At 70.8% G+C, this 13,564-nt stretch carries 9 protein-coding genes; 6 read left to right on the top strand and 3 right to left on the bottom strand.

Annotation, left to right across the window (positions count from 1 at the left end; all coding sequences use genetic code 11):
- The first annotated feature begins 70 nt into the window (after positions 1-70).
- Positions 71-475, top strand: coding sequence for a hotdog domain-containing protein (locus AB0A95_RS23945; RefSeq protein WP_357557988.1), 405 nt, complete (start codon positions 71-73; stop codon positions 473-475).
- Complete coding sequence (locus AB0A95_RS23940) at positions 472-1,302, top strand: MBL fold metallo-hydrolase (protein WP_357557986.1); 831 nt, start codon at positions 472-474, stop codon at positions 1,300-1,302. The genes AB0A95_RS23945 and AB0A95_RS23940 overlap by 4 nt, the downstream gene beginning before the upstream one ends.
- Before the next feature lie 167 nt (positions 1,303-1,469).
- Here AB0A95_RS23940 and AB0A95_RS23935 read toward each other — a convergent pair whose 3' ends face one another.
- A complete protein-coding gene (locus AB0A95_RS23935; RefSeq protein WP_357558023.1) occupies positions 1,470-2,405 on the bottom strand; it encodes a PfkB family carbohydrate kinase in 936 nt (311 codons plus the stop codon).
- A 114-nt stretch (positions 2,406-2,519) separates the two neighbouring features.
- Complete coding sequence (locus AB0A95_RS23930) at positions 2,520-3,710, bottom strand: XdhC/CoxI family protein (RefSeq protein WP_357557985.1); 1,191 nt, start codon at positions 3,708-3,710, stop codon at positions 2,520-2,522.
- A 392-nt stretch (positions 3,711-4,102) separates the two neighbouring features.
- On the opposite strand from AB0A95_RS23930, the gene AB0A95_RS23925 reads away from it, so the two are divergent.
- The gene (locus tag AB0A95_RS23925; RefSeq protein WP_357558022.1) at positions 4,103-5,179 is read left to right on the top strand and encodes a lytic polysaccharide monooxygenase; all 1,077 of its coding nucleotides are present in this window, start codon (positions 4,103-4,105) and stop codon (positions 5,177-5,179) included.
- 77 nt (positions 5,180-5,256) lie between these two features.
- Here AB0A95_RS23925 and asnB read toward each other — a convergent pair whose 3' ends face one another.
- Positions 5,257-7,218 (bottom strand): asparagine synthase (glutamine-hydrolyzing), encoded by a 1,962-nt coding sequence (gene asnB / locus AB0A95_RS23920; protein WP_357557983.1) that lies wholly within the window; start codon positions 7,216-7,218, stop codon positions 5,257-5,259.
- A 133-nt stretch (positions 7,219-7,351) separates the two neighbouring features.
- On the opposite strand from asnB, the gene AB0A95_RS23915 reads away from it, so the two are divergent.
- The 3 genes from AB0A95_RS23915 (at position 7,352) to AB0A95_RS23905 (ending at position 13,499) form a co-directional block, all read left to right on the top strand.
- On the top strand, positions 7,352-8,833 hold the full coding sequence (locus AB0A95_RS23915; protein ID WP_357557981.1) for an aminopeptidase P family protein: 1,482 nt from the start codon (positions 7,352-7,354) through the stop codon (positions 8,831-8,833).
- A 638-nt stretch (positions 8,834-9,471) separates the two neighbouring features.
- Complete coding sequence (locus AB0A95_RS23910) at positions 9,472-11,589, top strand: hypothetical protein (RefSeq protein WP_357557980.1); 2,118 nt, start codon at positions 9,472-9,474, stop codon at positions 11,587-11,589.
- Positions 11,590-11,870: 281 nt separating this feature from the next.
- Complete coding sequence (locus AB0A95_RS23905; RefSeq protein WP_357557979.1) at positions 11,871-13,499, top strand: hypothetical protein; 1,629 nt, start codon at positions 11,871-11,873, stop codon at positions 13,497-13,499.
- Positions 13,500-13,564: the final 65 nt, after the last annotated feature.

Here is a 13,564-nt window from a genome sequence, read left to right as displayed (position 1 = left end):
TGCGGGGTGGGTGCGCCCGGATCGCCGGGCGCGTGCCCGACGTGTCCGGCGAGCACCTAGGCTGGCGAGCATGCAGGAGCAGCCCGAGCCGGCCTTCGCGCCGGGTCTGACGGCCCAGGTCGAGTTGACCGTCACCGACACGGACACCGCCCAGGCGGTCGGTTCGGGGGACGTACCGGTGCTCGGCACTCCCCGGGTGCTCGCGCTGGCCGAGGCCGCCACCGTCGCGGCGACGGCGACCCGGATGCCGGCGGGGTCGACGACGGTGGGTACCCGCGTCGAGCTGGAGCACCTGGCACCGACAGTTGTGGGCCGGACGGTCCGGGCGCAGGCCCTGCTGGCGACGGTCGACGGTCGCCGGCTGTCGTTCGAGGTCACCGTCAGCGACGGTGACCAGACGGTGGCGCGGGGCCGGGTGGACCGGATACTGGTGGACCGGCAACGCTTCGTCGAACGGGCCGGGCGGGCGTCGTGACGGCCGGTTTCGTCGAGGTCGCCGACCGGGTGCACGTCCTCCGCGAGCCGCTGCTGCGGGTCAACGTCACACTGGTCGTCGGCGACGACGAGGCGCTCCTGGTGGACACGCTCTCGTCGGCCGCCCAGGCCGCCGGGCTGGCCGCCGCCGTCCGGGCGGTCACCGACCGCCCGTTGACGCTCGTCAACACCCATCACCACTACGACCACTGCTTCGGCAACGCGGTCCTGGCCGGCGACCCACCCCGCCCGGTGTACGCGCACGAGCTGGCCGCCACGGCGTTACGCACGGAGCCGGAGCGGCTGCGCCGGGAGGCGTACGAGGAGGTGCGCGCGGAGCACCCGGGCCTCGCCGCCGAACTGGCCGACACCCCACTGCTCGCCCCGACGCACACCGTGCGGATCGAGACGTCGCTCGACCTGGGTGGTCGACGGGTGCTGCTGCGCCACCCGGGGCGGGGGCACACCGAGGCCGACCTGGTGGTGCACGTGCCGGACGCCGATGTGTTGATCGCCGGGGACCTGGTGGAGCAGAGTGGCCCGCCCGCCTTCGAGGACTCGTACCCCCTGCGGTGGCCGGACGCGGTCGCGGACCTGCTGCGGCTGACCACCGCGCGCACGGTGGTGGTGCCGGGCCACGGCGATCCGGTGGACGTCGATTTCGTCCGCGCCCAACACGCCGACCTGGTGAAGCTGGCCTGGCTGATCCGGGCCGCGCACACCGGCAGCGCCCCGCCGGAGAGGGTGGCCGCCGAGGCGCCCTTCGGCGCCCGTGCCGCCCTGATCGCCGCCCGCCGCGGCTACAACGAGCTGGACGGCACCCCCTAACCCGCCGCACCCACGCCCCCAGCACCGTGATCTTGCAGTTTCTGCCGCGACAAAAACCCACAAATGCCGCCAACGCAGCGACCGAAAGTGCAAGATCCGCGCGCGCAAGCGGCGGGGGGCGCGCGAGGGCACGCCGGAGCCGCGCGGGGGCACGCCGGGCAGCACAGCTAGGCCGGGAAGCGGCGGTCCACATCGGCGCGGGTGGGCATGGCGGTGGCAGCGCCGGGGCTTTCGCAGACCAGGCCCGCCACCCGCAGCGCGAACGCCACTCGCTCGACCCAACCCGCCGGGAAGTCCGGTTCACCGTCGGTGAGCAGGTCGGCGATCAGCGCGGCCAGCACCGAGTCGCCGGCGCCGGTGGCGTCGATCGCGTCGACCTTCGGGGCCGGCACCCGGACCGGGTCGGCGTCGGCGGCGGCCAGCACCGCACCCGCCGCGCCGAGCGTCACCACCACCGTGGCGGCACCCAGTTCGCGCAGGTACGCGGCCACCCCCTCGACCGGTTCGCCCGGGTAGAGCAGCCCGGCGTCCGCGGCGCTCAGCTTGACCAGGTGCGCGCCAGCGGCGAACTCGGCCACCACCTCGCGCAGCCCCTCCAGCGCCGCCGGCCCGTCCAGCAGCCGAGGACGCACGTTCGGGTCGAAGACCCGCAGACCGGTGGCGAGCGACCAGGCGCGTCGGGCGGCGGCCAGCGTGGCGGGTTGGAGCAGCGCGATGGAGCCGCAGGAGAGCACGTCGGCGCCCTCGACGAGCGCGAGGTCCAGATCGTCGGGACCGAGCAGGCCGTAGGACGGCGGCTCGCCGTAGAAGCGGAAGTCGGGTTCCGGCCCGGCGTAGGTGACCACCGCGAGCGTGGTCGGCGCCGCCACCGTCACCGCACCGGCCACCCCGACATCGGCCGAGGTCAGGAAGGCGCGGATCCGGCCGCCCAGCGCGTCGTCGCCGAGCGAGCCGACGAACTGTGCCGCGCCACCGAGGCGGGCCACCCCGACGGCGACGTTGAGCGGCCCGCCGCCGATCGTCTGCCGGTAGACCCGCTCCCCGTCGCGCTCGCTGTCGAGCAGGTCGACGAGCGCCTCGCCGAGCACCACCGCGTACCCCATGCCGTTCCTCTCGTCGTCGCCCACCACCGGCCGCCGCACCGAGCCGATCGCCGTGCCACCAGGCTGGCACAGCGCACGGTCCGCCGGGCGCCGAAGGCGGCGCACCGGCGCGCGCTACTCCGGCGGGTGGACCGGCCCGTCGAGCGCGGCGAGGGGGCGACCGCTGCCGCCCCAGCGGGCCGCGACGATCTGCGCGGCCACACTCACCGCTGTCTCCTCCGGGGTACGACCACCGAGGTCCAACCCGATCGGGGACGCGAGCCGGGCGAGTTGCGCCGCGGTGAGCCCCGCCTCGCGCAGCAGCTTGTGCCGCTCGTCGTGGGTGCGCCGCGAACCCATCGCACCGACGTACGCCAGCCGGTGGCGCAACGCCACCTCCAACAACGGCACGTCGAACTTCGGGTCGTGGGTGAGGACGCACACCACAGTCCGCCCGTCGGCCCGGCCCGCGTCCAGCTCCGTCCGCAGGTACTGGTGCGGCCACCGCACCACCACCTCGTCGGCCTCGGGGAAGCGCCGAGCCGTGGTGAAGACCGGCCGGGCGTCGCAGACGGTGACCCGGTAGCCGAGGAACGCGCCGATCCGGGCCACCGCGGCGGCGAAGTCGATCGCCCCGAAGACGATCATCCGGGGCGGGGTGGCGTACGCGGTCACGAAGAGGCTGATGCCGCTGCCCCGGCGCTGCCCGTGGTAGCCGTACCGGAGCATCCCGCTGTGCCCGGCGGCCAGCAGCCCGAGCGCGTCGACGCGGGCGGCGTCGTCGAGCCGGTCGTCACCCAGCGAGCCGATCGCGACAGGTGGTCGCGGGGTCGTCGTCGGCGCGGTCGTCGGCCGCTGGCCGGTCAGCACCAGCCGCCGACCCAACCGGCGAGCCGGATCGGTCGGCACCGCGCCCGGCGGGTCGCCGGCATCGGCCGCCACGCAGGTGACCACTGCTGCCGGTCGGCCGCCGCGGCGGGCGGCGGCGACCGCCTCCACCTGCGGCAGCGCGCTGCCGTCGACGCGTTCCACGAACACGTCGAGGAGGCCGCCGCAGGTCAGGCCCACGGTGTACGCGTCGTCGTCGCCGATGCCGTAGCGGATCAGCTCGGGTGTGCCGGTGTCCAGGACGCGGCGGGACCGTTCGTAGAGGTCGGCCTCGACGCAGCCGCCGGAGACGCTGCCGGTGACAGTGCCGTCGACGGCGACCGCCATTGTCGCGCCGGGCGGCTGGGGCGCGGAGCGCCAGGTGGCCACGACGGTGGCCACCGCGACAGGTTCACCGGCGCGGCACCGGCGGTGCACCTCGTCGAACACGTCCGGCACCGCCGTCGCCCCTTCGTCGCGTCGTCCCCGTTGGCAGGATATGGCGTTCGAGGGCGGCCGGTGGGTCAACTCATTCATCGAGGAACGACTATTGCGCGCGACCGCGCGGCGTGGTGGGATGAGGTGTACCGGGCGGTGCGAGGGCTGCGGCGCCGCCGGTTGCCGGGTTCGTCACACGCGAGGGCGCCGGTCCTGACCGGACCGTTGATGGCGCACGTCCACCGGCCAATTTTCCGCCGGGACACGTCCGCTGTGCTCACCGCACCGCTCTCATCAGCGGGGCGAGCAGGCCACATCCCACCCGATCGCGACGGGGCGGCTCAAGCAGCGCGCCTCGCGAGTCAGGAGAACCCGTGAACCGTTCCCGTATGGCCGGGGTGCTCACCGCGGCCATGACCTTCGCGCTGGGCGCTGTCGCCCTGGCGTCCAGTCCCCAGCCGGCCGCCGCGCACGGCGCGGCGATGACGCCGGGCAGCCGCACCTACCTGTGCTGGCAGGACGGCCGCAGCCAGACCGGTGAGATCAGGCCGAACAACCCCGCGTGCTCCGCCGCGGTGGCGCAGAGCGGGGCCAACTCGCTCTACAACTGGTTCAGCGTGCTGCGTTCCGACGCTGGCGGCCGCACCACCGGCTTCATCCCGGACGGGCAGCTGTGCAGCGGCGGCGCCACCGGTTTCCGCGGCTACGACCTGCCGCGCACCGACTGGCCGCTGACCCACCTGACCGCCGGGGCTCGGCTGGACTTCAAGTACAGCAACTGGGCGCACCACCCGGGCACGTTCTACTTCTACGTGACCAAGGACAGCTGGAGCCCGACCCGGGCCCTGGCCTGGAGCGACCTGGAGCAGCCGTTCCTGACGGTGACCAACCCGCCACAGCGCGGCTCGGTCGGCAGCAACGACGGGCACTACTACTTCAGCGGCAACCTGCCGTCGGGTAAGAGTGGCCGGCACATCATCTACTCCCGCTGGGTCCGCTCGGACTCGCAGGAGAACTTCTTCGGCTGCTCCGACGTGACCTTCGACGGCGGCAACGGTCAGGTGACCGGGGTGGGCCCCGGCACCGGTTCGCCGTCACCCGACCCGACCACGCCGCCGCCGGACCCGACCACGCCGCCGCCGGACCCGACGACCCCGCCGCCGGACCCGACCACGCCAGCGCCGGGCGGTGACTGCATGGCGGTCTACAAGGTGAGCAGCACCTGGCAGGGTGGCTTCCAGGGCGAGGTCACGATCATGAACCACGGCAGTACGCCGTTCAACGGCTGGACCGCGAGGTGGACCTGGCCCAACGGGCAGGCGATCAGCCAGATCTGGGGCGCCACACAGACGTCGTCCGGCTCGTCGGTGACGGCGACGAACGTCAACTACAACGGCACAGTCGCACCGGAGGGCACCACCACGTTCGGCTTCCTGGCCAGCAGCACAGGAACGAACGGACTCCCGACGGTCACCTGCGCCCGCAAGTAACCGCTCAGTGAGATGACCAAGAGGTTTGCGTCACCGGAACTGCTCCGGATGGCGCAAACCTCTTGGTCAACCGGGTGTCAGCGGACCATCGAACCGACGACCGGCTTCGTGAGCAGGGCGGACTGGTTGCGCTGGATGCCCGGGTCGAGGGTCTTGGCCACGAAGATCGCGTGCCAGATGCAGAAGATCAGCACCGTCCACACCTTGCGGGAGTGGTCAGCCTCCTCCCGCTTGTGCTCGTCGAGCAGCCGCAGCGCGTACGACAGATCGAGCAGGTCGCCCGCACCCGAGGTGCTTAGCACGTGCCGGGCCCACTCGTACATCTCGCCGCGCAGCCAGACCCGGGTGGGGGTCGGGAAGCCCAGCTTCTTGCGGTTGACGATGGCCGGCGGCACGACACCCTGCAACGCCTGGCGCATCGCGTACTTCGTGGCGTCGGAGCGCGGCGGCAACTTCAGGTCCACCGGGATCTTCGCCGCGACGTCGAAGACCTCACGGTCGAGGAACGGCACCCGCACCTCCAGCGAGTGCGACATCGAGATCCGGTCGGCCTTGACCAGGATGTCGCCCCGCAACCAGGTGTAGAGGTCGACGTACTGCATCTTGGTGACGTCGTCCAGCTCGGTGCACTCGGCGTAGATCGGGGCGGTCACGTCGGTGTAGCGCACCGAGGGGTCGTAGCGCCGCATCAGGTGCTGCTTCTCCTCCTCGGTGAACATCCGCGCGTTGCCGTAGTAGCGCTCCTCGATCGGGGTGGTGCCACGCTCCAGGAAGCTCTTGCCCTTGACTCCCTGCGGGATCGCCTTGGAGACCGCGCGCAGGCCCTTCTGCACCCCGCCGGGCAGACCGTTGACGGTCCCCAGCGACAACGGCTCCCGGTAGATCGTGTAGCCGCCGAAGAACTCGTCCGCACCCTCGCCGGAGAGCACCACAGTGACGTGCTCGGCGGCCTTCTTGGCCACGAAGTAGAGCGGCACCAGGGCCGGGTCGGCCACCGGGTCGTCCAGGTGCCAGACGATCTTCGGCAGCGCGTCGATCATGTCCTGCGGACCGATCTTGGTGGGGATGGTGGTGACGTCCAGGTGCCGGGCCGACTCCTGGGCGACGTCGATCTCCGAATATCCCGGTACGTCGTAACCGACGGTGAAGGTGAGGATGTTCGGGTTGAACTCCCGGGCCAGCGCGACCACCGCTGTGGAGTCGATGCCGCTGGACAGGAACGAGCCCACCGGCACGTCCGAGCGCATGTGCATGCGCACGCTCTCCCGCAGCGTCTCCCGGATCTCGTCGTACAGCTTCTGCTCGTCGTCGACCGGCGCCGGCCGGAACACCGGCCGATACCACCGACGTACGTCGATCCGCCCGCCCGGCGTCCAGGTCAGGTACTCCCCCGAGCCGATCCGGCTGATGCCCTTGTGCAGGGTGCCGGGCTCCGGCACGTACTGAAGCGTCAGGTAGTGGCTCAGGTTGGCCGCGTCGACACCCGCGTCACCCTGGTAGTTGCTGTGCGCGAACGGCAGCAGCGCCTTCTTCTCCGACGCCAGGTAGAGCCCGTCGGCGGTCTCCAGGTAGTGCAGCGGCTTGATGCCGAAGTAGTCCCGGCCACCGAACGCGCGCCGCTCCTGCCGGTCCCAGATGACGAAGGCGAACATGCCACGCAGCCGGGTGAGCACCTGCTCGCCCCAGAAGTGGTAGCCCGCGACGATCACCTCACCGTCACCGGCGGTGGCGAACTGGGCGCCGAAGTTCCTGATCAGCTCCTCGCGCAGCTCGATGTAGTTGTAGATCTCACCGTTGAAGGTGAGCAGGTAACGGCCGTTCGCGTACGGCAGTGGCTCGTGACTCGACGCGACGTCGATGATGGCCAGCCGCTTGTGGGCGAACACGCCGTCCGCGTACCGGCCGGAGGCGTCGCCGACCACCTCGACCCCTGTCTCGTCGGGGCCGCGGTGGTGCAGGCATTCCAACGCTCCGGCGATGTGGTCGCGATGCGCTGCGGCGTTGCCGTTCGCGCTGAAGAAGGCCAGAAGTCCGCACATGGTGGCCATCTTTCCACGCGCGCTGTCGACCCGTCGCAGCCGTCCGTCGATCCACCCCACTCCCGGTGGGCGGCAGCGGAAACCGGGCTCGCGGTACGGTCGGGAGCAGCAACGACGCGGAGGGAGCGGCGCAATGACCGAGGGACGCACCGACGGTACGCCGACAGACGGCACGGAATCGCACGATCCGGACTTCCCGGAGGCGTTCCTGTCGTTCATGCGGCAGGGTTGGCGCGACACCGCGCTCCCCGTGACGCCCCGCCCGGAGACGCCCAACTACGCCAAGCGGCGGGCGGCACTCTCCGCGGCCTTCCCCGGCGAGACCCTTGTCATCCCCACCGGCACCGAGAAGGTCCGGGCCAACGACACCGACTACCCGTTCCGGCCGGGCAGCGACTTCGCCTACCTGACCGGCGACCACGACGCGGACAGCGTGCTGGTCCTGCGCCCCAACGGCTCCGGGCACGACGCGACGCTGTACATGCGGCCCCGCTCGTCCCGGGAGACCGACGAGTTCTTCCGCAGCCGCAACGGCGAGCTGTGGGTGGGCCGGCGGCACACCCTCGGCGAGAAGTCGACCGAGTTGGGCCTGCCCACCGCCGACCTGACCGGCCTGGAGGCGACGCTCGCCGACCTGGCGCCGGGGCGTACCCGGGTGTTGCGTGGTTTCGACGCCGGGGTGGACGCGGCCGTCCGCCCCTACGACGGGCCCCGCGCCGAGGGCCAGCCGGCCCGCGACCGGGAGTTGGCGATCGCCATCTCGGAGATGAAGCTGGTCAAGGACGAGTGGGAGATCGGCCAACTCCAGGAGGCGATCGACGCCACAGTGCGCGGCTTCGAGGACGTGGCCCGGATCCTGCCGGCCGACCGGGCGGTCTCCGAGCGGCTGTTGGAGGGCATCTTCGCGCTGCGGGCCCGACACGACGGCAACGACGTCGGGTACAGCTCGATCGTCGGTGCCGGCGAGCACGCCACGATCCTGCACTGGGTGCACAACCACGGCGCCACCCGGCCGGGTGACCTGCTGCTGATGGACATGGGTGTCGAGGGCCGCAACCTCTACACCGCGGACGTGACCCGGGTGCTCCCGGTGAGCGGGCGGTTCACCGCCCTGCAACGCCAGGTCTACGACATCGTGTACGCCTCGCAGCAGGCCGGCATCGACGCCATCCGGCCCGGGGTGAAGTTCAAGGACGTCCACCTGACCTGCATGCGGGTGCTCGCCGAGGGCCTGGCCGAGCTGGGTCTGCTGCCGGTGAGCGTGGACGAGGCGATGGACGAGAAGTCGACGGTCTACCGGCGGTGGACGCTGCACGGCTTCGGCCACATGCTCGGCATCGACGTGCACGACTGCTCCAACGCCCGCAAGGAGACCTACCGCGACGGGGCGCTGGGCGAGGGTTACGTGCTCACCGTCGAGCCCGGCCTGTACTTCCAGCCGGAGGACGAGCTGGTCCCCGCCGAGCTGCGCGGCATCGGCATCCGGATCGAGGACGACGTGCTGGTCACCGCGACCGGCGCGGTGAACCTGTCGGCCGGGCTGCCACGCACCTCCGACGAGGTGGAGACCTGGCTGGCCGAGCAGCGCGAGGCCGGCCCCCGCCTGCCCGGCTGACGGCACCAGCCCAACCGACACCCCACCGAGCCCGGCTGCTCCCGCCGGCGCGTGATCCACTCGGGTTTCTTAAAGTCGCGGTGTCCCGACCACGTCGATACCGCGTCATCAAGAAACCCGAGTGGATCACGCCCGCCCACCCAGCCCGCCATCCGCCCGGCCCGACTTCCAGGCCTGCCATCCGCCCGGCCTGCCATCCGACGCGACGTCGACCCCCGCGCCCGCGACCGCCGCCCGGCAACGCGCAACGAGGACCCGCGCCCAACCCGCACCCGACGCGGCGTCCACCCCACCGGCCGCACGACGCGGCGTCACCCCACCGGCCACCCGCCACGTCTGCCGCGACCGCCACGATGCACCGCGCACCTGACGGCGAGGCCCGACGCCTGCTGCGGACTTCCGTTCGCCAGCAGCACCGTTCGCGTGGACTCGAACTGCTCGCGCTCTTCGTGCCAACCCCGACGTGCTCACCACACCTGCCCCGAACTGAGCCGAATGCGGGGTTATCTCGGATAAGTCCTCATCACGAGGATGGCTCTCATACGGTGGGGATCGGAGGCTACAACCTATTTGTGGCTGGTCGTGACGCTTCGCGTGGTGCGACCCCGTCTGGCAGCAGGAAAGGGCGGAAGGCTCTGATGTCCAACGACGTAACGAGTACCGACGGCGGGGCTTCGACAGCTCCGCCGACACGACGACGGCGGGCGCTCTGGGTCGCCGGCGTGGCCGGGCTGACCGGCGTGGTCGGCTTGGCAGCCCTCGGCGGTGTGGCCGCCCGGGACGACAAGCCCACATCCGAGCGAGTGTCCGACGCGCAGCCGTCGACCAACCGGCAGAACGTCAGCGACGCCGGCGGCGCGAACGACGACGGTGCCAAGAAGGACGGCGCCAACGGGGACGGCGACCGGGACGAGTGGAGCGGCGGCGACTGGAGCGGCTTCGACGACCGGTCCGGCAAGGACGACAAACGCACGGACGACAAACGCGCGGACGACAAGCGCACGGACGACAAGCGCGAGAAGGACCGCACCAGGCAGGTCCCGTGCGACACCGACAAGCTGATCCAGGCGATCACGTTCGCCAACAACGAGGACGGGGGCGTGCTGGAACTGGCCAAGGGGTGCACCTACACGCTGACCCGCAACCAGGACGGCAACGGTCTCCCGGTGATCACCGAGAACATCACCCTCAAGGGTGAGCACACCACCATCGGCCGTGAGGCTACGGCCGACTACTTCCGCATCCTCAACGTCGGTGCTGGCGGGCACCTCACTGTCAAGGGTCTGAGCATCAAGGGCGGCCAGACCCTTCAGCCATCGGTGACCGCCGACCCGGCGACGGTCTGGGCACCCTACTCGGCCCTGGTCCGGTCCGTCGCGGCCGGCGCGGCAACAAAACCGGCGGTCACTGCCGGCACGGCGAACGAGGCGGCGCTCACCGCCAGCAAACCGGCGGTCGTCGCCGGCACGGCAACCGCGCCGGCGACCACGCCAGCGGCCACGTCCGGCACGCCGAGCACGGCGTCCGGGAAGTCCGCAGCAACGGCGGCAAGGCCCACTGGGGCGAAGACCACGGCGGCAATCCCGGCCACGCCCACCGCAGCCAAGGCCCCAGCAGCAACAGCGGTGAAGCCCACGGCGGCAACCGCGGCCAAGCCCACCGCAGCCAACCCAACGGCAGCAACCCCGGCCAAACCCACGGCGCCCAGGGCCGCAGCAGCCAAGGCCGCAGCAGCAACGCCGGCCACGCCCACGGCAGCCAAGGCCGCAGCAACAGCAGCCAAGGCCCCCGCAGCAGCAGCCAAGGCCGCAGCAACGGCAGCAGCGGCCAAACCGGTAGCCGTGACAGCGCCGGCCGGGCCGGCGGTGGTGCCGCTGGTGGACGAGCCGGGGTTCAACGACGGGGCCGGGGTGCTGGTGCAGCCCGGTGGACGGGCGGAGATCCTGGACAGCGAGTTGCTCTACAACCAGTCCGGCGGCAGCGGCGGTGGGCTGGCCAACTTCGGCAGCACCAGGCTCAGCAAGACGACGGTCGCGCACAACACCGCCTTCTTCGTCGGCGGCGGCATCTTCAACGCCGGCGTACTCCAGGTCGACGAGTCGAAGATCAAGGACAACACCGCAATCATCGGTGGCGGCGGCATCTCCAACGGCGCGCCGGCGATTGGCGGCGAGGGCGTTGCGGGCGGTTCGGTCTGGGTCCACAAGAGCGAGGTCACCGACAACGAGACGCTCGGCTTCGGCGGCGGCGTGCTGGATGTCGAGGGCACCACGACGCTGCACCAGACGACGGTCGGCGACAACACCGCGGTGCTCGAGGGTGGTGGTGTCGCGGTAGCGGACAGCCAGCTCACCCTCAAGGACGCCACGGTGGTCAGGAACAGCACCGCTCGCGAGGGTGGCGGCCTGTTCGTGAGCTCCGACAGCGTCGCGACGATCGAGAGCAGCAGGATCAAGGACAACACCTCGGTCTTGTGGGGCGCCGGCCTCTACAACGACGACGGCGTCACCACGCTGCGCGACAGCGAAGTGGCGGGCAACCGGGCCGTCGGTCCGTCCGCCCGCGGCGGCGGCATCGTCAACGCCGACGGGAGCGAGGTCAGACTCCACCGGACGACGGTGGCGCACAACTTCTCCACCCTTGAGCCGGGGGGCATCTTCAACAGCGTCGGCGGCACCGTGACGCTGGACGACGAGTCCGCGGTCACTGCCAACCGCCCGACCAACTGTTTCAACGTTTCGGACTGCTTCGCCTGACCGGGTGGGGCTGAACCACATAGAGAGGGCACGCCCCTCCGGCCGGTCGCGGTCCGGAGGGGCGTACCCATTTGTGCAGGTCACGGGCCCGTGGGCCGGCTTGGGTGGTCCAGGCCCCGCTGGATAGAACATGAACCGAATGTGGGCCTTTCTCGGATAAGCCCGCGAGGCGAGGAACCTTCTCTTACGGTGGTTTTGGGAGCTACAACCGATTTGTAGCAGGGGACGTCTGTCTGACGGCGGCGACCCTGTCTGGTACGAGGAGAGGGCAGAGAGCTCCGATGTCCAACTACCTAACGAACAACGAAGCCTCCGGGCGGGCGACGGCCAAGCGCCGCCGCAAGCTCTGGCTCGCCAGTGGCGTGGCCGGTTTGACGGGCGTGATCAGTCTCGCGGCGGTTGGCGTCGCGGGCAGCGCCGGTGCGGTCGGCCTGAACTGGAACACCACGCAGGTCAGCAAGGACGGCGACCAGCGGGGTGACGAAGGACGCGACTGGGACAAGGACAAGGACCGCGACAAGGACAAGGACCGGGACCACGAGCGCGGGAAGGAGGTGCCCTGCGACACCGACAAGCTGATCCAGGCGATCGTGTTCGCCAACAACAAGCACGGCGGTGTGTTGGAGCTGGCCAAGGGCTGCACCTACAACCTGACCCGCAACGACTTCGAGGGCAACGGCCTCCCGGTGATCACCGAGCACATCACCCTCAAGGGTGAGCACACGACGATCTCCCGGGAAGCCACGGCGGACTACTTCCGCGTCCTCAACGTCGGCAGCGGTGGGCACCTCACGATCAAGGGCCTGACCATCAAGGGTGGCCAGACCCTCGAACTGGAGAACGGCGTCGAGCCGGCAGCGGTCTGGGCGGCGTACTCGGACTCCGAGGCGATCGCGGCCCAGGTGAAGGCCGGCACGCCGTTGGCCCAGGCGCTCACCGCGCGCAAGGCGAACCCGAAGGCGGGCCTGAAGGCCGCACCGAAGGTCACCCCGAAGGCCACGCCGGGCGTCGTCACGCCGCTCGTGCAGCAGCCGGAGGAGAACGACGGTGCCGGCATCCTGGTCCAGCCGGGCGGCACCGCCGAGATCCTGGAGTCCGAGGTCGTCCTGAACCAGTCCGGCGGCAACGGCGGCGGCGTGGCCAACTTCGGCACCACGAAGATCTGGCACAGCACCGTCACCCGCAACACCGCCTTCTTCTTCGGTGGTGGTGTCTTCAACGCCGGCCTGCTCAAGGTCGAGGAGTCGAAGATCAAGGACAACACGGCCGTCATCGGTGGTGGCGGTATCTCCAACGGCGCCGCGGAGATCTTCACCGACGACGTCGACGGCGGGACCGTCGAGCTCAAGAAGAGCGAGATCACCGACAACGAGACGCTGGGCTTCGGTGGCGGCTACCTCGACATCGAGGGCAACACCACGGCGTACGAGACGACCTTCGCCTCGAACACCGCGGTCCTCGCGGGCGGTGGCCTCGCGGCGGCGGACAGCCAGCTCAACCTGCACAACGTCACGATCGAGAAGAACAGCACCGCCGGTGTCGGTGGCGGCGCGGCCATCGCCTTCGACAGCGTGGCCACCTTCGAGAAGAGCACCATCAAGGACAACACCGCCGGCTTCTTCGGCGGCGGGCTCTTCACCGCCGACAGCGTCACCACGCTGCGCGACAGCGAGGTCGTCGGCAACCGGGCCGTGGGCCCGATCGGGGTCGGCGGCGGCATCTTCAACATCTTCGGCGAGGTCAACCTGTCGAAGACGAAGGTCGCCCACAACTTCTCGACCCTCGCTCCGGGTGGTGTCTTCAGCTTCTTCGGCGAGGTGAGCGTGGACGACAAGTCCGCCATCACCGCGAACCGTCCGACGAACTGCGCGGCCATCCCGGGCGGCACCATCGAGAACTGCTTCGCCTGATCAAGCACAGCACCAGCACCACGGACCGGCCCCCTTCCGCACCACGCGGAAGGGGGCCGGTTCAC

The organism is Micromonospora sp. NPDC049230 (genome assembly GCF_040647875.1).
Classification (GTDB): Bacteria; Actinomycetota; Actinomycetes; order Mycobacteriales; family Micromonosporaceae; genus Micromonospora.
The sequence above is the reverse complement of the archived record's forward strand: the minus strand, read 5'-3'. Positions and strand labels throughout refer to the sequence as shown.

Coding starts and splice junctions, on each gene's coding strand:
- AB0A95_RS23910 (WP_357557980.1), top strand. CDS start 9,472: ATGTCCAACGACGTAACGAGTACCGACGGCGGGGCTTCGACAGCTCCG.
- AB0A95_RS23905 (WP_357557979.1), top strand. CDS start 11,871: ATGTCCAACTACCTAACGAACAACGAAGCCTCCGGGCGGGCGACGGCC.
- asnB (WP_357557983.1), bottom strand. CDS start 7,218: ATGTGCGGACTTCTGGCCTTCTTCAGCGCGAACGGCAACGCCGCAGCG.
- AB0A95_RS23925 (WP_357558022.1), top strand. CDS start 4,103: ATGACCTTCGCGCTGGGCGCTGTCGCCCTGGCGTCCAGTCCCCAGCCG.
- AB0A95_RS23915 (WP_357557981.1), top strand. CDS start 7,352: ATGACCGAGGGACGCACCGACGGTACGCCGACAGACGGCACGGAATCG.
- AB0A95_RS23935 (WP_357558023.1), bottom strand. CDS start 2,405: ATGGGGTACGCGGTGGTGCTCGGCGAGGCGCTCGTCGACCTGCTCGAC.
- AB0A95_RS23945 (WP_357557988.1), top strand. CDS start 71: ATGCAGGAGCAGCCCGAGCCGGCCTTCGCGCCGGGTCTGACGGCCCAG.